Origin of the sequence: Pseudomonas sp. UFMG81, assembly GCF_015354575.1 — a bacterium.
Taxonomy (GTDB): Bacteria; Pseudomonadota; Gammaproteobacteria; order Pseudomonadales; family Pseudomonadaceae; genus Aquipseudomonas.
Genome location: NZ_JACAFQ010000011.1, coordinates 269,818 through 291,801 on the forward strand (window position 1 = coordinate 269,818; position 21,984 = coordinate 291,801).

General features: G+C 65.9%; 19 protein-coding genes and 1 pseudogene. 7 read left to right on the forward strand and 13 right to left on the reverse strand.

Going from position 1 to position 21,984, the window contains the following annotated elements:
- Positions 1–98 precede the first annotated feature (98 nt).
- On the reverse strand, positions 99–2,339 hold the full coding sequence (ppk1, locus tag IX761_RS11575) for a polyphosphate kinase 1 (RefSeq protein WP_194789717.1): 2,241 nt from the start codon (positions 2,337–2,339) through the stop codon (positions 99–101).
- Between the two features lie 20 nt (positions 2,340–2,359).
- Positions 2,360–3,370: a porphobilinogen synthase gene (gene hemB / locus IX761_RS11580; RefSeq protein ID WP_194789718.1), complete on the reverse strand. Its 1,011-nt coding sequence runs from the start codon at positions 3,368–3,370 to the stop codon at positions 2,360–2,362.
- Between the two features lie 208 nt (positions 3,371–3,578).
- Between hemB and IX761_RS11585 the strand changes: the two genes are divergently transcribed.
- Positions 3,579–4,223: a DedA family protein gene (locus IX761_RS11585; protein WP_194789719.1), complete on the forward strand. Its 645-nt coding sequence runs from the start codon at positions 3,579–3,581 to the stop codon at positions 4,221–4,223.
- Positions 4,224–4,724: 501 nt separating this feature from the next.
- On the opposite strand, the pseudogene IX761_RS27115 reads toward IX761_RS11585, so the two are convergent.
- Positions 4,725–5,351, reverse strand: a pseudogene (locus tag IX761_RS27115) (sterol desaturase family protein); the annotation flags it as partial.
- 113 nt (positions 5,352–5,464) lie between these two features.
- Here IX761_RS27115 and elbB point away from each other — a divergent pair.
- Positions 5,465–6,133 (forward strand): isoprenoid biosynthesis glyoxalase ElbB, encoded by a 669-nt coding sequence (elbB, locus tag IX761_RS11595; RefSeq protein WP_194789720.1) that lies wholly within the window; start codon positions 5,465–5,467, stop codon positions 6,131–6,133.
- Positions 6,134–6,204: 71 nt separating this feature from the next.
- Here the strand turns inward: elbB and IX761_RS11600 are convergent, their stop codons facing one another.
- Positions 6,205–6,657: a YaiI/YqxD family protein gene (locus IX761_RS11600; RefSeq protein WP_194789721.1), complete on the reverse strand. Its 453-nt coding sequence runs from the start codon at positions 6,655–6,657 to the stop codon at positions 6,205–6,207.
- A 181-nt stretch (positions 6,658–6,838) separates the two neighbouring features.
- Positions 6,839–8,770 carry a cytochrome c/FTR1 family iron permease gene (locus tag IX761_RS11605; protein ID WP_194789722.1) on the reverse strand — a complete coding sequence of 644 codons (1,932 nt, stop codon included), beginning with the start codon at positions 8,768–8,770 and terminating at the stop codon, positions 6,839–6,841.
- Between the two features lie 283 nt (positions 8,771–9,053).
- Between IX761_RS11605 and IX761_RS11610 the strand changes: the two genes are divergently transcribed.
- From IX761_RS11610 to IX761_RS11625, 4 genes are read left to right on the forward strand one after another with little or no spacing between them, the layout of a single operon-like run.
- A complete protein-coding gene (locus tag IX761_RS11610) occupies positions 9,054–10,433 on the forward strand; it encodes a COG3014 family protein (RefSeq protein ID WP_194789723.1) in 1,380 nt (459 codons plus the stop codon).
- Positions 10,434–10,448: 15 nt separating this feature from the next.
- On the forward strand, positions 10,449–10,814 hold the full coding sequence (locus IX761_RS11615; protein WP_194789724.1) for a YcfL family protein: 366 nt from the start codon (positions 10,449–10,451) through the stop codon (positions 10,812–10,814).
- A gap of 20 nt (positions 10,815–10,834) precedes the next feature.
- Positions 10,835–11,422 carry a penicillin-binding protein activator LpoB gene (gene lpoB / locus IX761_RS11620; RefSeq protein WP_194789725.1) on the forward strand — a complete coding sequence of 196 codons (588 nt, stop codon included), beginning with the start codon at positions 10,835–10,837 and terminating at the stop codon, positions 11,420–11,422.
- A 3-nt stretch (positions 11,423–11,425) separates the two neighbouring features.
- On the forward strand, positions 11,426–12,169 hold the full coding sequence (locus IX761_RS11625) for a penicillin-binding protein activator LpoB (protein WP_194789726.1): 744 nt from the start codon (positions 11,426–11,428) through the stop codon (positions 12,167–12,169).
- A gap of 624 nt (positions 12,170–12,793) precedes the next feature.
- On the opposite strand, the gene IX761_RS11630 is transcribed toward IX761_RS11625, so the two are convergent.
- The 7 genes from IX761_RS11630 to IX761_RS11660 all read right to left on the reverse strand — a co-directional run bounded on the left by IX761_RS11630 (position 12,794) and on the right by IX761_RS11660 (position 19,604).
- Entirely contained in the window at positions 12,794–13,249 is a 456-nt protein-coding gene (locus IX761_RS11630; protein ID WP_194789727.1) for an REP-associated tyrosine transposase, read from the reverse strand.
- Positions 13,250–13,411: 162 nt separating this feature from the next.
- Complete coding sequence (locus IX761_RS11635; RefSeq protein ID WP_194789728.1) at positions 13,412–14,830, reverse strand: efflux transporter outer membrane subunit; 1,419 nt, start codon at positions 14,828–14,830, stop codon at positions 13,412–13,414.
- Positions 14,827–15,702, reverse strand: a complete 876-nt coding sequence (locus IX761_RS11640; RefSeq protein ID WP_194789729.1) for an HlyD family secretion protein — start codon at positions 15,700–15,702, stop codon at positions 14,827–14,829. The genes IX761_RS11635 and IX761_RS11640 overlap by 4 nt, the downstream gene beginning before the upstream one ends.
- Positions 15,699–15,911 carry a DUF1656 domain-containing protein gene (locus tag IX761_RS11645; protein WP_016392395.1) on the reverse strand — a complete coding sequence of 71 codons (213 nt, stop codon included), beginning with the start codon at positions 15,909–15,911 and terminating at the stop codon, positions 15,699–15,701. The genes IX761_RS11640 and IX761_RS11645 overlap by 4 nt, the downstream gene beginning before the upstream one ends.
- Complete coding sequence (locus IX761_RS11650) at positions 15,908–17,995, reverse strand: FUSC family protein (RefSeq protein ID WP_194789730.1); 2,088 nt, start codon at positions 17,993–17,995, stop codon at positions 15,908–15,910. The genes IX761_RS11645 and IX761_RS11650 overlap by 4 nt, the downstream gene beginning before the upstream one ends.
- Positions 17,992–18,429, reverse strand: a complete 438-nt coding sequence (locus IX761_RS11655) for a MarR family winged helix-turn-helix transcriptional regulator (protein WP_194789731.1) — start codon at positions 18,427–18,429, stop codon at positions 17,992–17,994. Before IX761_RS11655 ends, IX761_RS11650 begins: the two co-directional genes overlap by 4 nt.
- A gap of 362 nt (positions 18,430–18,791) precedes the next feature.
- On the reverse strand, positions 18,792–19,604 hold the full coding sequence (locus tag IX761_RS11660) for a tetratricopeptide repeat protein (RefSeq protein WP_194789732.1): 813 nt from the start codon (positions 19,602–19,604) through the stop codon (positions 18,792–18,794).
- A gap of 208 nt (positions 19,605–19,812) precedes the next feature.
- Here IX761_RS11660 and IX761_RS11665 point away from each other — a divergent pair, with 208 nt between their 5' ends.
- Entirely contained in the window at positions 19,813–20,370 is a 558-nt protein-coding gene (locus IX761_RS11665; protein ID WP_194789733.1) for a WYL domain-containing protein, read from the forward strand.
- A gap of 195 nt (positions 20,371–20,565) precedes the next feature.
- Here the strand turns inward: IX761_RS11665 and IX761_RS11670 are convergent, their stop codons facing one another.
- Positions 20,566–21,852, reverse strand: coding sequence for an NAD(P)/FAD-dependent oxidoreductase (locus IX761_RS11670; protein ID WP_194789734.1), 1,287 nt, complete (start codon positions 21,850–21,852; stop codon positions 20,566–20,568).
- Between the last annotated feature and the right edge of the window lie 132 nt (positions 21,853–21,984).

The window sequence follows — 21,984 nt, forward strand, 5'->3', positions numbered from 1 at the left end:
CCGCTCCCACACAGACAACGCCAGGCCTGAGCTGCGCGTGATCCCATACGAGCGACCCTGTGCCGCGAAAGGGCCGCAAAGCGGCCCCGGTCATAGACTTACCGTACGTTCAACACCGGGTTGCTCAGGCGCTCCAGCAGGGTCGCCTGGGCACTGCGCGGGTTCTGGTTACCGGTCGGCGTGCTGCGCACATAGCGCCCGTCCGGTTGCAGGGTCCAGGCCTGGGTGTTGTCGGTGAGGTAACCCTCCAGTTCCTTCTTCACCCGCAGCAGCAGCTTCTTGCCCTCCACCGGGAAGCAAGTCTCGACGCGCTTGTCGAGGTTGCGCTCCATCCAGTCGGCGCTGGACAGGTAGATCTGCTCCTCGCCGCCATTGAGGAAGTAGAACACCCGGGTGTGCTCGAGGAAGCGGCCGATGATCGAGCGCACGTGGATGTTGTGCGACACCCCCGGGATGCCCGGGCGCAGGCAGCACATGCCACGCACCACCAGGTCGATGCGCACGCCCGACTGGCTGGCCTTGTACAACGCCTTGATGATCTTGGCATCGGTCAGCGAGTTGAACTTGGCGATGATGTGCGCGGGCTTGCCTTCCAGGGCAAACTGGGTCTCCCGGGCGATCATGTCGAGCATGCCCTTCTTCAGGGTGAACGGCGCGTGCAGCAGCTTCTTCATGCGCAGGGTCTTGCCCATGCCGATCAGCTGGCTGAACAGTTTGCCGACGTCTTCGGTGAGGGCGTCGTCGGAGGTCAGCAGGCTGTAGTCGGTGTACAGGCGGGCGTTGCCGGCGTGGTAGTTGCCGGTACCCAGGTGCGCGTAACGCACGATCTCGCCCTGCTCGCGACGCAGGATCAGCATCATCTTGGCGTGGGTCTTGAAGCCCACCACGCCATAGATCACCACCGCGCCGGCGGCCTGCAGGCGGCTGGCCATCTGCAGGTTGGACTCTTCGTCGAAGCGTGCGCGCAATTCGATCACCGCGGTGACCTCCTTGCCGTTACGCGCCGCGTCCACCAGGGCGTCGACGATCTCCGAGTTGGCGCCCGAACGGTACAGGGTCTGGCGCACGGCCAGCACGTGCGGGTCCTTGGCGGCCTGGCGCAGCAGGTCGATCACCGGGGTGAACGACTCGAACGGGTGCATCAGCAGGATGTCCTGCTTGCCGATCACGCTGAAGATGTTGTCGGCGTTCACCAGCAGCTTGGGGATGGCCGGGGTGAACGGCGTGTACTGCAACTCCGGGTGGCTGTCCAGGCCAGTGATGCTGAACAGGCGGGTCAGGTTGACCGGGCCGTTGACCTGGTACAGCTCGCTCTCGCTCAGGCTGAACTGCTTGAGCAGGTAGTCCGACAGATGTTTCGGGCAGGTGTCGGCGACCTCAAGGCGTACCGCGTCCCCGTAACGACGGGAGAACAGCTCACCGCGCAGGGCCCGGGCCAGGTCGTCGACCTCTTCCGAATCCAGCGCCAGGTCGGCGTTGCGGGTCAGGCGGAACTGGTAGCAGCCCTTCACCTTCATGCCCTGGAACAGGTCATCGGCATGAGCGTGGATCATCGACGACAGGAACACGTAGTTGTCGCCGGCGCCACCGACCTCTTCCGGCACGCGGATCACCCGCGGCAACAGGCGCGGCGCCGGGATGATCGCCAGGCCCGAGTCGCGGCCAAAGGCATCGACACCCTCGAGCTCGACGATGAAGTTGAGGCTCTTGTTCACCAGCAGCGGGAACGGGTGGGTCGGGTCGAGGCCGATCGGGGTGATGATCGGCGCGATCTCGTCGCGGAAGTAGCGGCGCACCCAGGCCTTGAGCTTGGTCGTCCAGTAACGGCGACGAATGAAACGGATCTGGTGTTTTTCCAGCTCCGGCAGCAGCACGTCGTTGAGGATCGCGTACTGGCGCTCCACCTCGAAATGCACCAGCTCGCTGATCCGCGCCAGCGCCTGATGCGGTTGCAGGCCATCGGCGCCGGCCTGCTCACGGGCGAAGTTGATCTGTTTCTTCAGGCCCGCCACGCGGATCTCGAAGAACTCGTCGAGGTTGCTGGAGAAGATCAGCAGGAACTTGAGGCGCTCGAGCAGCGGGTACGATTCGTCCAGCGCCTGCTCCAGCACGCGGATGTTGAACTGCAGCTGCGAAAGCTCGCGATGAATGTACAGGCTGCTGTCGTCCAGGCTCGGCACGGCGATCGCCGGGGCCGCCACAGGCGCGGGGGCCGGTGCGGCTTCGACCACCGGCTCCGGCTCGGCCGCGGCGGGCAGGTCGGGCGGGGTCTGCACCATTTCTTCGGGCACGGCCTGGGCATCCTTGATCGCGACAGGGGTTAGCACTTCATTATTCATCTGACGTTCCTGTGAGGGCGTTACTGCCCTCTCATCAATTGAGCGGCACGCACGGCGAAATAGGTCAGGATGCCATCGGCGCCTGCCCGTTTGAAAGCGGTGAGCGATTCGAGGATCACGGCCTCGCTGAGCCAGCCGTTCTGGATCGCGGCCATGTGCATGGCGTACTCACCGCTGACCTGGTAGACGAAGGTCGGTACCTTGAACTCGGTCTTCACCCGGTGAACGATGTCCAGGTACGGCATGCCTGGCTTGACCATGACCATGTCGGCGCCTTCGGCGAGGTCGAGGGCCACTTCGTGCAGGGCCTCGTCGCTGTTGGCCGGGTCCATCTGGTAGGAGGCCTTGTTGGCCTTGCCCAGGTTCAGCGCCGAACCCACCGCGTCGCGGAACGGGCCGTAGTAGGCGCTGGCGTACTTGGCCGAGTAGGCCATGATGCGCACGTTGACGTGCCCCGCCACCTCGAGGGCTTCGCGGATCGCACCCAGGCGGCCGTCCATCATGTCCGACGGGGCCACCACCTGGGCGCCGGCTTCGGCATGGGACAGCGCCTGGCGCACCAGGGCGTCGACGGTGATGTCGTTCTGTACATAGCCCTCTTCATCGAGGATGCCGTCCTGCCCATGGGTGGTGAACGGGTCGAGGGCCACGTCGGTGATCACCCCCAGCTCCGGGAAGCGCGCACGCAGGGCGCGGGTGGCGCGCTGGGCGATGCCGTCCGGGTTCCAGGCTTCGGCGCCGTCGAGGGACTTCTTCTCGGGCGGGGTCACCGGGAACAGCGCCAGCGCTGGAATGCCCAGCTCCACCCAGCCCTGTGCGGCTTCCAGCAGCAGGTCGATCGACAGGCGCTCGACGCCTGGCATGGACGGTATCTCCTCACGGCGGTTGTCGCCGTCCAGCACGAATACCGGGAGGATCAGGTCATCGACGGTCAGGGTGTTCTCGCGAACCAGGCGACGGGAGAATTCGTCCCGGCGGTTGCGACGCAGGCGGGTGGCAGGAAACAGACGGTTGGCGGGGGTAAAGCTCACGGCAGACTCCTGAGCCCGCGCAGGCGGGCGAGCGCGACAGTTATAAGCGGCCATTATGACGCCTGTGTTACACCCTTGGGCAACCCTGCGACTTGTGGCCGCAGTCATTGTCCTTGTAGGAAATGTTCACGTCGAGACACATTTGGACACTTTCACGAATGCGCCCGAAGGGGTAGGCTGCGCGTTCATTTCGCCAGCACGTCAGAAAATGCTTCAACAATTCCTGAACGATTTCGGCTACTTTGCCCTTTTTCTCGGCACGTTCTTCGAGGGCGAAACCATCCTCGTGCTCGCGGGGTTCCTGGCGTTCCGCGAATACATGGACATCAAGCTGGTGGTCGTGGTGGCGTTCTGCGGCAGCTATGCCGGTGACCAGTTGTGGTACTTCATGGGCCGCCGCCACGGGCGCAAGATCCTCGCCCGCAAGCCTCGCTGGCAAGCCATGGGGGACCGGGCGCTGGAGCATATCCGCCGCCATCCCGACATCTGGGTGCTGAGTTTCCGCTTCGTCTATGGCCTGCGCACGGTGATGCCGGTGGCCATCGGCCTGTCCGGCTACCCGCCACGCCGCTACCTGCTGCTCAACGGCATTGGCGCCGCGGTCTGGGCCCTCGCGCTGGGGCTGGCCGCCTATCACTTCGGCGCCATCCTCGAAGGCATGCTGGGCAGCATCAAGAAATACGAACTATGGGTGCTCGGCGGCCTGCTGGGGCTGGGCGCCCTGCTCTGGCTGCGCCGGCGTTTCCGCACCCAGCGCGCCGAGCGCCGCGCGGCGGCAGAAAGCCAGGGCACCGAGGCTGAGCAGGCTGTATCCCAGGAGCAGCCCCCAGAACAAGGGCGTGACCGCCACTAGCCCCAAGGCGCCGGCCAGGTACAGCGCCGGCGCATTCGACAGCAGCCGCAAGCACTCCATGCGCCCCGCCCAGGGGCGATCTTCCAGCGCCGCGCCCAGCACGAACAAACCGAACGCCATCACCGTCCAGCCCAGCGTCAAGGCAGCGGGCGACACGCGCTCGGCCACGTCCATCAGGTAACTGCCCAACGCCACGTAGACCGCGAACTGCACCGTCACGTACAGCTGCTGCGCGCCGTGCAGGGGTACGCCGAACTTGCGGAACCGGGCCAGGTCCTGCTTGGGCTGTGGATAAGCCGCCGCCACATCCGCCGGGCGCCAGCCCGTAGGCATGAACCAGATGCGCAGCTTGTCCCACACATTGTGCGTGCGGCGAGCGTCGGCCCACAGTTGCGCGTAGAACTGCAGGTTGGCCCACAGCGGGTTCCAGCTGGCCAGCGGCGTGGTCACGCCGAAGATCACCGGCTCATCCGCGTCCTCTTCCTGGAAGGTGCCGAACAGCCGGTCCCACAGAATGAACACCCCACCGTAGTTGCAATCCAAGTAGCGAGGATTCTGTGCATGGTGGACGCGATGATTGGACGGCGTGATGAACACCCATTCCAACCAACCCAGCTTGGGCACATGGCGGGTATGCACCCAGAACTGGTAGAGCAGGTTCAGCGAAGCCACGGTGATGAACACCACCGGTGGCACCCCCACCAGCGCCAGCGGCAGGTAGAAGATCCACGAGAAGATAAAGCCGCTGCTGGTCTGGCGCAGGGCGGTGGTGAGGTTGTATTCCTCGCTCTGGTGATGCACCGAATGCGCGGCCCACAGCACATTGCGCTCATGCCCCAGGCGGTGCAGCCAGTAATAGCAGAAGTCGTAGAGCACGAAGGCGAACACCCAGGTCCACCAGGCCTCGGCCGGCAGGCGCAGCAGCGCCAGGTGCTCATAGGCCAGTGCATAGCTGACCAGGCCCACGCCCTTGGTCAACAGGCCGGTGCTGGTCGACAGCGCGCCCGTGCTCAGGCTGTTGATCGAGTCGGCCAGGCGATAATTGCGCTGCCCGCGCACACGGTCGGCGACCAGTTCCACGGCGATCAGCACGAAGAAGAACGGCACGGCCAGCAGAATCAGGTCCATCAGCGGCAGTCTCCAGGGTTGTCGAAACAGATTAGGCGGCGCCCGCGGGAATCCCTATGGCCACATCTGCCAAACTAGAGGACATTTAGCGCCTCGACACTGGAGTATTGAGCATGACGAAAAAAGTTGCGGTGATCCTGTCCGGCTGTGGCGTGTACGACGGCGCGGAGATCCACGAAAGCGTGATCACCCTGCTGCGCCTGGACCAGCGTGGCGCCCAGGTGCAGTGCTTCGCACCGAACATCGCGCAGATGCATGTGATCGACCACCTGACCGGAGAACAGATGCCCGAGTCGCGCAACGTACTGGTCGAGTCGGCGCGCATCGCCCGTGGCGAGGTGAAGGACATTCGCGAAGCCAAGGTCGAGGATTTCGACGCTTTGATCGTGCCGGGTGGCTTCGGCGCGGCCAAGAACCTGTCCAACTTCGCCGTCGAAGGCGCCAACTGCACCGTGAATCCCGACGTGCTGGCCTTGGCCGAAGCCTTCGCCGACGCCTGCAAGCCGGTGGGCCTGATCTGCATCTCGCCGGCGCTGGCGGCGAAGATCTACGGGCCGGGCGTGGTCTGCACTATCGGCAAGGATGCAGGCACCGCCGCAGCGGTGGTGAAGATGGGTGGTACCCATGAAGAGTGCGATGTGCATGACATCGTCGAAGATGTGCAGCGCAAGCTGGTGACCACGCCTGCGTACATGGAGGCCAAGTCGATCAGCGAAGCGGCGGGCGGGATCTACAAGCTGGTGGATCGAGTGCTGGAACTGACCCACGAGAACGACCAGTAAGGCCTGTTCGCCGGCAAGCCGGCTCCTACGCGGATCGCGTCGCAGGAGCCGGCTTGCCGGCGAACAACGCGTCAGGCCTTGGACAACCGAGCCAGGATCCGGTCCAGGGCATTGGCAAAGGCCTGTTTCTCGCGCTCGCCATACGGCGCCTGCCCCCCGCCCACCTGCCCCTGCTCGCGCAGCTCGGTGAACAGGTTGCGCACCGCCAGCCGCTCGCCCATGTTGCGCTCGTCGAACTCGCGGCCACGCGGGTCCAGCGCCGCCACACCCTTCTTGATCAGGCGATCGGCCAGCGGCACGTCGCTGCAGATCACCAGCTCGCCGGGCACGGCGTTCTCCACCAGGTAATCGTCGGCCGCATCCATGCCGCTGGGCACCACGATCAGCCGCACGCAGGCGAAGGCCGGCTTGATCTGCGGCTGGCCGGCGACCATCACCACCTCCAGCTTGCGCTTGAGGGCGAACTTGACGATCAGGTCCTTGGCCGCCTTGGGGCAGGCGTCGGCATCGATCCATATACGCATGGGGGTTGTTCCTGTGTTTGGGGCAGCGCCTTTGTGGGAGCGGGCTTGACCCGCGATTGCGCCTGAGCAGGCGCGCATTATGCCAGCACTGGCCAAATCGCGGGGCAAGCCCGCTCCCACCCAAAACCTTGCACGGCCGCTCCTACAGAAAGCCTGCGCAAGACAGTTGCTCCCACGGTACTCAGCTGGCCGCCGCCCGGCGCTTCTCGGCCAACCAGCTGCGCCCGTACAAGAACACGATCGCCAGCAATGCCACTGCCTGCGCACTCAACGAGTAGGCATCGGCATGAATCCCCAGCCAGTCGAACTCGAAGAACGCCACCGGCCGCGTGCCCAGCACGCCCGCCTCCTGCAACGCCTTGACGCCATGCCCGGCGAACACCACCGACAACGCGCACAGTAGCGCGGCGTTGATGCTGAAGAACAACGACAGCGGCAGCTTGGCCGAACCGCGCAGGATCACCCAGGCCAGCCCCACCATCAGCACCAGCGCCGTGGCACCACCGGCCAGCACCGCCTGGTGCCCGGCAGGCCCCGCCTGCAACCACAGGGTTTCGTAGAACAGGATCACCTCGAACAGCTCGCGGTACACCGAGAAGAACGCCAGCAAGGCGAAGCCGAAGCGCCCGCCACCGCTGACCAGGCTGCTCTTGATGTAGTTCTGCCAGGCGGCGGCGTGGCGGCGGTCGTGCATCCACACCCCCAGCCACAGCACCATCACCGCGGCGAACAGCGCCGTGCAACCTTCGAGCAGCTCGCGCTGGGCGCCGCCGACGTCGATCACGTAGGCCGCCAGGGCCCAGGTGGCGAAGCCGGCGACCAGCGCCAGGGCCCAGCCGACGTTGACGCTGCGCACCGCCGATTGCTGGCCGGTATTGCGCAGGAAGGCGAGGATCGCCGCCAGCACCAGGATCGCCTCCAAGCCCTCGCGCAGCAGGATCAACAGGCCTGAGATGTAGCTCAGCGACCAGCTCAGGCCATCGCTGCCCAGCAGTTTGGAGGCCTGCTCGAGCTTGCCCTTGGCCTCGGCCAGGCGCTGTTCGGCCTGGGCCACCGGCAGGCCGTCCTGCAGCGCCTGCCGGTAAGCCATCAGGGATTTCTCGGTGTCCTTGCGCGCTTGCGCGTCGATGTTGTCGAGCGAGCTTTCCACCAGCTCGAAGCCTTCCAGGTAGGCCGCCACCGACAGGTCGTAGGCCTGGTCGTGGTCGCCGGCGCGGTAGGCCGCCAGGCTCTTGTCCAGGGTGGCGGAGGTGTATTCGAGCAGCTGCGCCGGGCCACGCTTGACCTGCGGCGGCTGCGCGCGCTGGGCGCGGAACCCGGCCACGGCGCCTTCGCCTTCGCTGGCGGCGACTTCGGCCGGGGTCTGGCGCGCCAGGTCGGCGATGTTCCAGGTCTTGTCGCCCTTGGCCGCTTGCGGGTCGGCGGTGAAGCTGGCGATGTAGGCGGCCACGTCCCAGCGCTGACGCTCGTCGAGCTGGTCGGCGAACGACGGCATCTCGGTGCCATCGATGCCCAGGCCGAGGGTGTTGTACAGGTCGTACAGGCTCAACTGGTCGAGCCGTGTGATGTTGCGCAGGTTGGCGGGCGCCGGTTCCAGGCCTACGCCCGCCGGGCCATCGCCCAGGCCGGTGTCGCCATGGCAGATCGAGCAATTCTGCGCGTACAACGCAGCGCCACGGGCCGGGTCGGGGGTGATGACCGGGGCCTGGCTGACCTCGTAGGCCACCGCCAGGCGCGCGCCCAGCTGACGAGCCTGGCGCGCCACGCTGGCACCGTCCTGGCGCTGGTCGATGGCCTGGCGCAGGTTCTGCACGCCCTGCCCCAGCGCACTGCGCTCGGGGTTGTCCGGCAGCCCCTTGACCAGCTCGGCGAGCACACCGCTGAACTCCCGCTGCTCACGGTATTCCCCGTCGTCGACCACCTTGCCGTCACGCACGGTCGCCGGGTAGTCGGCACCAATGTAGTCCAGCAGATGCAGGGCCTTGGTCGCATCGGCGGGCGCTTCGGCCAGCGTCAGGGTGCTGCACAGCGCCAGCAGCGGCCACAGGAACCAGGCAAGCAGACGGGAACGGGAAATCATGGCCACTCTCGACGGAAATACGAAAGAGAACATTGTTCACTTCCACTACTGCGCCCTCAAGGCTCATCGGCACATTTCATGAAAAATCTTGCGACAAATTAGGCTCCCCGGCGTTGAGGAACATTTTTCCGGCTTTGACGACCAATGGGCATGCGGCAATTAGCCATCAAAAGGCCATCCATTTGGGTATACTCCCGCGCCACCGTAATAGCCATTCGAAATCAAGGCGCCTCCATCGAGAGGTTCTGGCGATAAACAGAGGGACCTGCCGCCCCGCCCACGCGGCCCCAATCGTCTCAGGGAAACAACCAACAAGATGGCATCCCGCGCCCTAACCCTGGCGGCCCTGGTCGCCGCCGTGCACCTGACCGGCTGCTCGGTGTTCCGCAGCTACGACAGCGAATTGCAGGAAACCAACCAACAGTTGGCCGCCGGCAATGTCGACGCCGCCCTCGCCGTACTGGAAAGCCACAACAAGGGTGAGCAGAAAGACCTGCTCTACTACTTCGAAAAAGGCGAACTGCTGCGCTCCAAGGGCGACCTGCAGGGCAGCCAGGCCGCCTGGCGCTCTGCCGACAGCGTGGTGTTCCAGTGGGAAGAGTCGGTCAAGCTCGACACCGAGAAGTACCTCAGCCAGTTCGGCAGCCTGCTGGTCAACGACAAGGTGCGGCGCTACGAAGGCTACGACTACGAAAAAGTCATGCTGACCACGCAGATGGCCCTCAACCTGCTGGCACAGAACGATTTCGACGGTGCCCGCACCGAAATCAAGAAAACCCACGAGCGCGAGGCGATCATCGCCGAGCTGCGCGACAAGGAATATCTCAAGCGCGAGGAAGACGCCGAGAAGGAAGGCATCAAGACCGAGTACAAGGACCTGCAAGGCTACCCGGTCGCCAGCCTCGACGCCCCCGAAGTGGTCGGCCTGAAGAACAGCTACCAGAGCGCCTTCAGCCACTACCTGTCCGGTTTCGTCTACGAGGCCCTGGGCGAAAAGGGCTTGGCAGCCCCTGGCTACCGCAAGGCCGCCGAGTTGCGGCCAAACACCCCGCTGCTGGAGCAGGCACTGCTCGACCTCGACAAGCGCAGCGCCAAGGCCGGCGAGAGCGACGTGCTGATCGTGGTGCAGAGCGGCCTGGCCCCGGCCCGCGACTCGGTGCGCATCCCCCTGCCGCTACCGATCGACAACGAGCTGGTGATCGTCCCGCTGTCGTTCCCGGTGATCCGTGCCGACACCTCCACCGCGCCGCTGGCCAACGTCCAGTTCGACGACAAGGCCCTGGCCCTGACCGCGCTGAACAGCACCAACGCCATGTCGCGCCGGGCCTTGCGCGACGACATGCCGGGCATCATCCTGCGCACCAGCCTGCGCGGCATCACCCGTGGCGTGGCACAGAAGAACCTGAACAAGACCAACCCGATGGCCGGCCTGATCGTGGGGGTCGCCTCGGCCGTGGTCGAAGGCGCCGACACCCGCACCTGGCGCACCCTGCCCGACGAGACCCAGGTCGCCCGGGTGCGCATGAAGCCCGGCGAGCACCGCCTGACCCTGGGCGCCACCCAGGTCAAGGTGAAGATCGACCGCCCTTACCAGGTGGTGAGCCTGCGCGTGGTGGGCAACCAGGTGTTCGCCGCAGGCACAGCCATCGAAACCGTTCCGCAGGCCCCGGCCCCCGCCGTGGCCAGCCTGAAATAACTGCAAGGACCGCACATGCGCAGAACATGCCTCGCCCTCGCCGCCGCCGCCCTGCTGGCCGGCTGCTCCAGTTCACCCGAGCCCGAAACCGCTGCCAGCAAGGTGGTGACCATGGGCCAGCTGGATGACATCGAAGTCGGCCACATGCGGGTCGCCCGCGAGAACGGCTTCCTCACCGTCAACGTGGCGCTGAACAACAGCAGCCGCAGCAACCAGACCCTGTTCTACCGCTTCGCCTGGCTGGGCGCCGACGGCTTCCCGGTGGCCGACGAAGAGGGCTGGAAGGCCCTGCCGCTGTACGGCAAGCAGGCCAAATACCTGCCCGCCATCGCGCCGACCCCCAAGGCCACCGACTTCCGTCTCGAAGTCCACACCCGGTAAATTTTTCAGGAGCACGTTCCATGTTTGCACGCCTTTCCCTCGCCGCCGTCGCCATCGCCCTGGTCAGCGGCTGCAGCACCCCCTCGCCGGTCCTCGGTGGCAAGAACATCAGCTACGGCGACAGCAAGGCCGTCGAGCTGATCACCAACGAATTCGGCTCCACCGACCTGCAGATGATCGCCGAGAGCATGACCCGCTCCCTGGCCCAGTCCGGCGTGCTGCATGGCCGCCCGGTGGTGCAGGTGTACGACGTGAAGAACAAGACCAGCGAGTACATCGACACCCGCGAGATCACCACCACCATCAAGACCCAGCTGATGAAGTCCGGCACCGCCCGCTTCGCCAGCGACAACACCGACATGCAGAGCCAGGTCGACCAGCTCAAGCTGCAGAACCAGAGCGGCCTGTACAAGAAGAACAGCGTGGCCAAGACCGGCAACATGATCGCCGCCAAGTACCGCCTGGAAGGTTCGATCAGCTCCATCGTCAAGCGCAGCAGCGACTACAAGGACGTGTTCTACAAGTTCAGCCTGCAGCTGGTCGACGTGGAAAGCGGCCTGGCCGAGTGGATGGACGAAAAAGAAATCCGCAAGACCACGGAGCGCTGACCGATGCGTGCATGGATGGCAATCATCGGCCTGGCCTGCGCCTTCGGCGCGCAGGCGGCCCCCAAGGTGGCGGTGACCGACCTGGCCTACGAGGCGCAGCTGGAGGAGTACATCCACAGCGTCAACGCCCAGAACAGCGGCCAGTCGAGCATGTACAACGCCAGCCACTCGTCGAGCTACAGCGAGTACGAGAGCAGCAAGAGTTACATCGAGCAGACCGAGCTGCGCAAGTTCGGCGGCGACATCAAGGGCGAGATCCTCAAGACCGGCATGTTCCAGCTGGTGCAGGGCAAGCCCTACACCGCCGATGCCGAGGAAGATGTGTACGACGTGATCCGCCGCATCAAGAACGGCGCGTTCGAGGGCGCTGACTATGTGTTGTTCGGCACCCTGTCGGACATCGACTTCCAGCAGGACGTCAACGCGCTGGACCACACCGACAGCTACTCGGCGGTGCTGGGCCTGAGCGTGGTGGCGGATTTCAGCCTGATCAACACCCGTACCTTCGAGATCACCTCGGCGTTCACCGCCATGGGTGAGGGCCAGGACACCAAGCTGGTGAAGGCCCAGGACAGCCGCGTGACGCTGAACCGCCCGCGGGTGGTGCGCGAGGTGTCGAAGGCGCTGGGCGAGGATGTGGCGCAGCAGCTGGCCGACCAGTTGGGTGGCGTGGGCCCTGGGCAACCACGCCCGCCGCACGAGCGGGGCAAACTGCCACCGGACGAACCGGCGCGGATCCTGGAGTGAAATTGCTGGGGCCGCTTCGCGGCCCTATCGCTGGCAAGCCAGCTCCCACAGGGATAACCGCAGTCTTTAGTAGGAGCTGGCTTGTCGTGGCGAAAGTCTGGCGCTGGACCGCATCACGGCCACCAGGTGTTCGCCGGGAGTCTTACAGCGCCTATCAGATCGAGCGCCGCCCGCGCGGCGCATCGCTGGCAAGCCAGCTCCCACATTTGTTTCGGGCGATGTACACCTGTGACTGAGGCGGTGTCCGCCTGGGTGCATGTCGCAAGCCATGCGGGGCGGCATCAGCGCCACCTCGACTCCGCGTCGTACAAACAAGGCGGACAGTGGAGATCTCACAGACATAACTGGCCCGAAACAGATGTGGGAGCTGGCTTGCCAGCGATGCGCCGCGCGGGCGGCGCTCGATCTCATAGGCGCTGAAAAAGCTGTGGCAAGCACCTTCAAGCCCTGATGCAATCAACAGCCAGGCACCCGGCGGCCCTGATGCGACCCTGAGCCGGCATGGGCCCTGGCGAGGGCTGCACCCTCGATCGCTGGCAAGCCAGCTCCCACAAAGGCTGTAGTGATCGCTGTGGGAGCCGGCTTGCCGGCGATAGGACCAGCACTGACAACTCAGGCAATGGCTCAGAGCCAGATGGCATCCCAATGGGGATAGTCCCCAACCCGCTCAACCAATCCGGCCCGCTTGGGGTTCATGACGATATAGCGCGCAACAGCCCGCACATCCTCTTCACAGCGCAACGCCCGATCATGAAAGCCTTGCTGCCACAGCCGCCCCACACGTCCCTGATAACCATTGATCATCCGGGTACTGCGCGACTTGACCCGTCGCATCAGGGTTTTCAGATCCACGTTCCCAAGCTCTACCAGCCAGTGAAAATGATCAGGCATCACCACCCAGGCCAATGAACGGGCGATGCCCTCCTCCTCCACGAGGCGCAACTGTTCGACTAACAATCGCACTGATCGCAAGTCGACCAAGTACGGTGCCCGGTCCAAGGTTTGGCTGGTCAGCAGATAAAGCCGGCCAGACTCTGAAAACCGTCCGCGCCTGAGTTGGTTGGAGTGAGGAATATCCATGTGCCTGCTCCTGATTTTGACAGGTCAGGCTAGTGCGTAGGGGTGATTCAGAAAGAGAGGATGTGGTGCCTGATGTTTCAGCGGTGCTCGCATCGCTGGCAAGCCAGCTCCCACAGACATCGCTGCAGCCCTTGTGGGAGCTGGCTTGCCAGCGATTGGCCGTCAAGGCTTACCGCTATCCTTCCACCCCCCACCCAACGCCAGAAACACCCCGATCTGCCCCATCGCCACCTGGCTGTTCGCCGCGGCCAACTGCGCCCGCACGTCGGTGTAGGTCCGTGTAGCCTGCAAGTCCGCCAGGAACGACTCGCGCCCCGCCTGGTAACGCCGGTGTGTCTGGTCCGCCGACTCTTTCGCCGAACGTTCCGCATCAGCCAGCGCATCACGTCGGTCGAGCAGCGCGCTGTATTGCGCCAGCCGCGTCTGGGTTTCGCGAATGGCGTTGAGCACCACCCCGTCGAACTGCGCCAGCGCCGCCTGGGTCGAGGCCTCGGCCATACGGATGCGCGCACGGGTGCCGTTGGTGGGGATGTTCCAGCTGATCTGCGGGCCAAAGCCCCAACGGTTGGTGGACGGCTCACCGAGGTTTTCCAGGATACCGATGGTGCCCACCTGGGCGCCGATGCTGATATCCGGGTACAGCGCACCGGTTGCCACGCCGATGGTGGCGGTAGCCGCAGCCAACTGGCGTTCGGCCTGGCGCACATCGGGGCGGCGCTTGAGCAACGCCGCACCATCACCGACCGGTACCAACTGCGCAAGGTGCGGCAGCTCAGCGCAATCGGCAGTGCCTGCCGGCAGTTGCTCGACCGGTTTGGCCAGCAACGCGGCCAGGGTGTACAAGCCGGCCTCGCGCTCGGCCTTGAAGCGCGGCAGTTCGGCACGCAACGACTTGAACTGGGTCTGCGAGCGGGTCACCTGGGTCTCGTCGCCCCGCCCGGCATCACGCAAACGCTGGGTCAGCTGCACGCTCTGCTGCTGCAAGTCCAGCGACTCGCGGGCGATGTGGTACTCCTCGTTGGCCGAGCACACCTGGGTATAGGCCTTGACCACGTCGGCCACCAGGGTGATGCGCGCGGTGTCGGCGGCGGCTTGCACCGCGTCGGCATTGGCCTTGGCGGCCTCGGTGCCGCGCTTGAAAGTGCCCCACAGGTCGAACTGGTAGCTGGCGCTGATGATCGCCTCGCCGATATTGGCCACCGGCACTTTCTCCGGTTGCAGGAAGGCCTCGCCGGACTCCTGCAGGCGCTGGGCGCCGGCCTTGATCCCACCGTTGAAGCCACCCTGCGATTCGGCCACTTCCACCTGGGCACGGGCCTTGGCGATGTTGGCGGCGGCCACACGCAGCTCGGTGTTGGCGCTCAATGCCTGGCGCACCAGTTCATTGAGGCGTTGATCCTGGTACAGCTGCCACCAGTCCTCGGGCACCGGCGCCGACACCACGCTGTCGGCGTCCTGGCGCAGCGGGCCATTGAGGTCGCTGCGCTGCACGGCGGCGTCCTTGGGCAGCTCGTAGTCCGGGCCGACCATCATGCAGGCGCCGAGGGACAGGCACAGCCCCGCCAGGATCAGCTGTTTCATGGGCGTTTTTCCTCGATGATCGACACCGTGGCGGTGCGCCCGGCGATCATCCGGAAGTCCGCCGGCACTTCGTCGAAGGTAATGCGCACCGGGATCCGCTGGGCCAGGCGCACCCAGCTGAAGGCCGGGTTGACGTTGGGCAGCAGGTTGGCGCCGCTGCTGCGGTCACGGTCCTCGATGCCGGCAGACAGGCTCTGCACGCGGCCGCGCAGGCGGGTGTCGTCACCCATCACGCGGATGTCCACGGCGTCGCCGATATGGATGCCACCAAGCTTGGTCTCTTCGAAATAGCCATCGACGTGGTACGAGGCGCTGTCGACCACCGACAATACCGGGCGGCCGGCGCTGACGAACTCGTGGGCGCGCGGGGCGCGGTCGTTGAGGTAGCCATCCACCGGGCTGCGCACCACCGAGCGGTCGAGGTTGAGCTGGGCCAGGTCCACCTGCACCTGGGCCTCGTTGACCGCCGAACGGGCACGGGCCTCGCGGGACTGGCTCTCTTCCAGCTGCTCGGCCGCCACCAGGTTGCCCAGCTTGCGGTTGCGCTGCGCTTCGCGCGAGGCCTGGGCCAGGGTTTCCTGGCGCTCGCCAAGGGTCGCCTTGGCCTGGCGCAAGGCCAGGGTGAAGCGGTCCTGGTCGATGGTGAACAGCACGTCGCCGCGCTTGATGGTCTGGTTGTCGCGCACCTCGACTTTCTGGATCAACCCCGATACATCCGGGGCGATCTGGATCACGTCGGCGCGGATATGCCCATCGCGGGTCCAGGGGGCGAACATGTAGTAAACCACCATCTGCCACACGAGCACGGCGGCGAAGGTCACAACCAGCAAGGTCAGGACCACGCGGCCCAGGGTCAGCAAAGGTTTTTTCATGGCAGCATCAGGCTTCGGCAAAAATGGTCCACCGCACCAAGCAGCACGGCATACAGGGCAACGTTGAACAGCGCCCGGTGCCAGACCAGGCGGTAGAAATGCAGGCGCACCAGCACCGCGTGCACCCCGAGGAACAGCAGGTAGGTGCCAAACATCATCACCAGCAGCGTGGGCAGGAACACCCCGCTGATATCCAGTTCACCGATCACAGGGGCGCTCCGTCGAGGCCGGGGGGCAGTTGCGTTTGTTCGGCGGGCTCCAGCATCACTTCCACCCCGGGCAGCAGCGCCAGGCGCAGGCCGCTCAGGGCGTGCAGCAGGTGGGTGCGGGCGTCGCCGCGTTCGTACCGTTCATCCAGGTTCAGCGCCAGGCGTGCACGCTCCATGTTGCGCAGCAACGCGGCCGGGGCGTGCAGGCGCTCGCCGGCGCGCAGGCAGGCGGCATAGTGGGCACCGACCTCCTCGATCACCGTGTGCAGGCGCTCGCGGGCCTGGGTGCCGGCGCGCGGCAGGTAGGCCAGCAGGTCGAGCAGGTTCAGGCCCACGCGCAGGTCGCGCAGGGCTACGCCGCTGTCCTGGCCGGTCTGCGACAGCCGCGGCAGGTGCTGCATCAGGCGGTCGAGCATCTGCACGCCGACCTGGCGGTGCTCGGCCAGCGTCGCCGGCTCGGTCATCTCCACGATGTCGCGCCAGGCGAAGCGGGTCATGCGCTTGGCCGCCAGCTCCACGCCGAACGGGCGCACCACGATGGTCCACAGGAAGGCGAACAGCAGGCCCACGGGGCCGGCCAGGTTGGCATTGAGGAAGGTGAAGAAGTCGGCGTCGTAGGCGCCCTGGATGCTGATGAAGGTCGAGGTGTTGACGATGGTCAGCAGGGTGCCGAGGTAGAAACGCGGCTGCACGGTCAGGGTACCGACGCAGATGAACGGCACGGCGAAGGCCAGCACCAGCATGGCGAAGTCATGGAGGTTGGGCAGCACCAGGAACAGGTACAGGCTGGAGAAGATCACCGACATCAAGGTCCAGAAGAAGAACCGGTAGATCTGCGGCGCCGGGTCGTCCATGGCGGCGAAGAAGCTGCACGACACGGCGGCGAGGATCACCGCGCTGGCGCCGTCGTTCCAGCCAAGGCCGATCCACAGGCCGCAGGCGACGACGATGGCGGTGACGGTGGAGAACACCGAGTACAGCATCAGGCCACGGTCGAAGAACGGCGTCAGCCGGCCCAGTCGCCAGTGGCGGTAGACCGCGCGCCAGGGCTTGGCGTCGTCGCTGCGCAGGGCGTGCTGCAAGCTGCAGCAGTCCTGCCACAGGTCGGCCCATTCGCTCAGGCGGTAGAGGGCATTGGACAGCAGCAGCTCGGCACGCTGGTCGATCGCAGCGGCGCCGGGTTGCAGGCGGTCGATCTGCTCGTGCATAGCGGTCCAGCGCGCCACCGAAGCGCTGTCGGCGGTGCCCTTGAGCCATTCGCGGGCCGCATCCAACACCGGCTGCAACTGGGCGAACTGCGCCGGCGCGCGGCCTTCCAGGGCGATCAGGGCATCGTCGAGGGCGTCGATCACCGGTAACAGGTGAATCATGCGCCCACGCAGCTCGCGGGCGTTCTTCAGGGTGTGGGGGCCGGCGCCTTCATGGCCGAGCTGGCCGATCATCAGCTCCAGCGAGTTGAAGGTGGTGACCATCGCCCCACGCATGCCGCCGACCTTGTCGGCGTCGGCCTCGCGGGCGAGGTAGGTATCGCTGTAGCGGATCGCCTCGGCGAACCAGCTGCCGGTCGCGCCGACCACCACCGGCGCCAGCCGGCGCGGCCAGAACACCGCACCGACCACCGCCGCACAGACGATGCCCAGGCAGATCTCCTGAGCCCGGGAAGAGGCCACGTCGAACACCGCCAGGGGGTTGTCGACCACGGCCAGGGCAATCATCGGCATGGTGTAGCCGGCCAGCATCAGCACGTAGTTGTTGGCGGTGCGCAGGTTCAGCGAGAGGAACAGCAAGGTGCCGGTCCACAGGGCCACGGCGATGCTCAGCAGCAAGGGCGACTGCACCAGCAGCGGCACGAAGAAGATCGCCGCACCCGCGCCCAGCAAGGTACCGAGGGCGCGGTACAGCGCCTTGGAGGTGGTCGGCCCGAGGAACGGGCTGGAGACGATGTACACCGTGGCCATGGCCCAGTAGGGGCGCGGTAGCTGCATCAGCAGGGCGATGTACAGGGCGATCATGGACGCGGCAAAGGTGCGCACGCCGTAGAACCAGTCGCGGGCTGGAGGCACCGAACTGAAGAAGCCGTTCATGGGGTGGCGCCCGCCTCTTCGAAGGCGCGGATCACCCGCAGGGTGGCCTCCAGGTCGGCGGGGTCGATGCCGTGCAGCACCTCGCGGCGCAGGCGCACCAGCTCGCCTTCGATGGACTCGGCCAGCACACGGCCTTTGGCGGTCAGGCTCAAAGCCTTGGCGCGGCGGTCCAGCGGGTCTTCACTGCGGCAGACCAGGCCGGCCTTGCACAGCTGGTCGAGCAGGCGCACCAGCGACGGGCTTTCCAACCCGGCAGCCTGGGCCACCGCCACCTGGTGCACGCCATCGCCCAGGCGCACGATCATCAGCAATGGCACGGCGCAGGCCTCGGAAATGCCGTAGCCGGTCAGCGCGCCCTGGCACAGGCGGCGCCAGTGCCGGGCGGCAACGACCATGCCGCTGCTGATTTTCATGTGCAGTGCGTCGAGGGACATAGGAGAACCGAGGATATTCATAGTTTGCTAACTATCAATATACGCCCTGCCCTCCCCCTGTCGTCAACCGGGGGTGACGGAGGGAGCAGATGAAAGGTTGTTCATGAAGCCTGCACGGCCTGTTGCGGCCCTATCGCCGGCAAGCCCCACCTCAAGGCTTGCATTCTCCTGTAGGAGCGGCCTTGTGTCGCGAAAGGGCCGCAGAGCGGCCACGGCGATCTTGGGTGTACTCGAGACCTTGGGGGCGCTGCGCACCCCGTTCGCGACACAAGGCCGCTCCTACAAAATCCTGCGCAAGACAGTTGCGCACACAGAGAGCAATGGTCTTACGCCGCTGCTACAGCGCATACCCAAAGGGTGGCTCAAGGCAGGATCTGGTCTTCCAGCTTCATGGTCAGCGCCAGCGTGCTACCCAGTTTGATCGCCTGGTCGCGCCAGGTCTGGTAGTGCCCTCCATCGCGGCGGCTGTAGTACACCGCCAGCTCTTCGGCGGCCTGCATCACCCCGGTCGCCGCCGCCAGCTCCAGCCAGTACAACGCCGCCTTGGTGTCGGCCGCCACGTACAGGCCATGGAGCAACCGGTAACCCACCTCGAAGCGGCAACGCGCCTCGCCCCGCTGGGCGCCGCGCTGGAACCACTGGTACGCCGCCTGTGGGTCGACCTGCCACACCTGCTCGCCCTCGCAGACCTCCTCTTCGTAGAGATCGCCCAGCGCCGCGGCGGCATGCAGCATGCCGCGCTCGAAGGCGTGGCGGTAATACTCGGCCGCATTGGCGTAGGAGATCGCCACCCCCTTGCCGAAGTATTGCTGCTGGCCCAGGTTGAACCAGGCTGCGGCATTGCCCTGCAGGGCCGCCATGCGCAGCAGGTGCCCGGCCAGCGAGGTGTCGGCGCGCCAATATTTGCCGTTGAGCCAGATCCAGCCCAGGTCGTTGAGCGCGGCCACATTGCCCCGCAGGGCCTGCTGGCACAGGTCGCGGTACACCACCTGCAGGTCGACCGCTTCGTCGAGGCGCTCGACCAGGCCGAAGCGCTCGCCGGCCAGCGCCTGCTGGCTGGGCATGCCGACCCCGGCGAACAGCCGCTGGCGCAGGCCGGGGCGCGCCGGCACCGGGACGATCCGCTCGGGTAGAAGGCGCGCGAGCAGCGAATGGATATTGCTGGCAGCAGACATGTTCATCCTCATTGAACGACCCACAGCCCGGACCTCGGCTGCGATGAGGCGTGATTCTGCGTGACGACACGACAAAACCTGTCGCGAACGATCCAATCCCAGGCAACCATTTGGCGCTTACTTGATCTGAGCAGGCTGTGGCCAATTGCCATGACCCGCCCCGTGCCGCCATGCTATGCCGGCAAGCCTAGTACAAGGACGTTTCCAGTTGCCGTTCGCCACCACCCGCGCCACCCTCAGCCGCCAATGGGCACTCCTGCGCCAGTTGCCCAGCCGCTCCCCCGGCATCACCAGTGCCGAACTGGTGTGGCGCCTGCGCGACGTGGGCTTCAGCGTCAGCAAACGCACGGTCGAACGCGACCTCAACGAGCTGTCGCTGATTTTTCCACTTGAGCGCAACGACAAGAGCATCCCGTTCGGCTGGCACTGGTCGGCCAATGCCGGGAGCGAACTGCGGGGGAATTTCGACCTGCAGGGGTACCTGCGTGGCGATACCTTGCAGGCTGGCCACGAGGACGGCATCGAGTTGCAGGCGTGGGTCAGCGACCTGCTGGCGCGGCGCCTGCGCGAGGCGCCGTTGACCGGGGACATGCAACTGACCGCGTTGGAGCAGGGGCATCGGCTGCGTGCCACGGTGGCCGATGGTTGGCCGTTGCGTTGGTGGTTGCTGAGCCAGGGCGAGGGTTTGGTGGTGGAAGGGCCAGCGGCATTGCGCGCGGAGATCGCGCGCACGCTCACCAGCGCAGCGGCGCATTACCGCGACTGACTCACCGGCTCCCGCCCCAAGGCCTGCACCTCCCCTGTAGGAGCGGCCTTGCCGGGGCGCCGGACCGGCCGGAAAGGGCCGCAAAGCGGCCCCCGACGACCTTGAGGTGCAATCGAGGTCCTGGGGGCGCTGCGCACCCCATTCGCGACACAAGGCCGCTCCTACAGGTGGGCGGCGATGAGGCCGCTACTGGCGCTAAAGGACTACCCGCAGACACTGCCCCGCGTGATACAGCGAGAACCCCGACTCATAGAACGCCGTGCGCAACGACGGCGCACTCACCGGTTTCATCGGCGAGAACGGAATCGGCAGGCTGTGCGGGTCATCCTTGAGCAGGAACTCGGCAAACGCCCGGCCGATCACCGTGCCGGTGGTGTTGCCCCGGCCGTTGTAGCCGGTCACCGCCACCAGCCCCGGCGCCGGTTCGAACAGGCGCATCAGGTGGTCGGGGGTGAAATCGATGCAGCCGGTCCAGTGCATCTCCCACTCGACCTTGCCCAGCTCCGGGTAGTAGTGGCTCTGGATACGGTCGGCCCAACTGCGCACGAACCATGACGGCTTGTTGTCGACCCGGCCGAGGCTGCCAAGCAACAGGCGGCCCTGGTCGTCGCGGCGGATGCTGCTGAGCACGGTGCGGGTGTCCCACGAGCCCTGGCCATGGGGCAGGACCTTGTCGGCGGCAGCGCCGTGCAGTGGCTTGGAGGCTACCTGGTAGTAGTAGCCACGGAAGAAGTGCTTCTGCAGGTTGCTCCAGTCGCCCTCGGTGTAGGCGCCGGTGGAAATCACCACCTTGTCGGCGCGCACCGCGCCACGTGCGGTCTTCACCCGCCAAGCGTCGCCGTCACGCTCCAGGCCTTCGACCGAGGACTGCTGGAACAGCTTGCCACCCAGCCGCGTCACGGCGGCGGCCAGGCCTTGGGTGTAACCCATGGGGTTGATGGTGCCGGCGCGGCGGTCGAGCAGCGCGGCGGAAATCTTGTCGGTACCGCAGTATTCCTGGCACTGCGCGCCGGTTAGCAGCTCGACGTCGGCGCCGCGACGGGTCCATTGCTGGTGGCGGGCTTCCAGGTCGGCGATGCCGGTGGCGTTGTGCGCCATGTGCAGGGTGCCTTTGTGCTGGGCCTGGCAGTCGATGCCCAGGCGCTGGATCATGGCGAACACTTCGCCCGGGGCTTCGCCCAGCACCTTGTTCAGACGGCTGCCCTGCTGCTGGCCGAGGGTGGCCTCGACGTCGTCGGGGCGGATCCAGGTGCCGGCGTTGACCAGGCCGACATTACGCCCGGAGCCGCCGTGGCCGATCTTCCAGGCCTCCAGCAGGATCACCGACTTGCCCTGCTCCAGCAGGTGGATCGCCGCGGACAGCCCGGTGATGCCGCCGCCGATCACGCAGACATCGGCCTTGTGCTCACCGGCCAGGGCCTGGGCGGCGACGGTCGGCCGGGTGACGTGTTCCCACAGACATTCTTGACGCAGTTCGGACATGGCCCGGCTCCAGCGATTGTTCTTGTTGGGGCTGCTGTGCAGCCCAATTCGCGGGCAAGCCCGCTCCCACAGGTACAGCGCTGACTTGAGACTTTGCGCAATCCTGTGGGAGCGGGCTTGCCCGCGAACCGG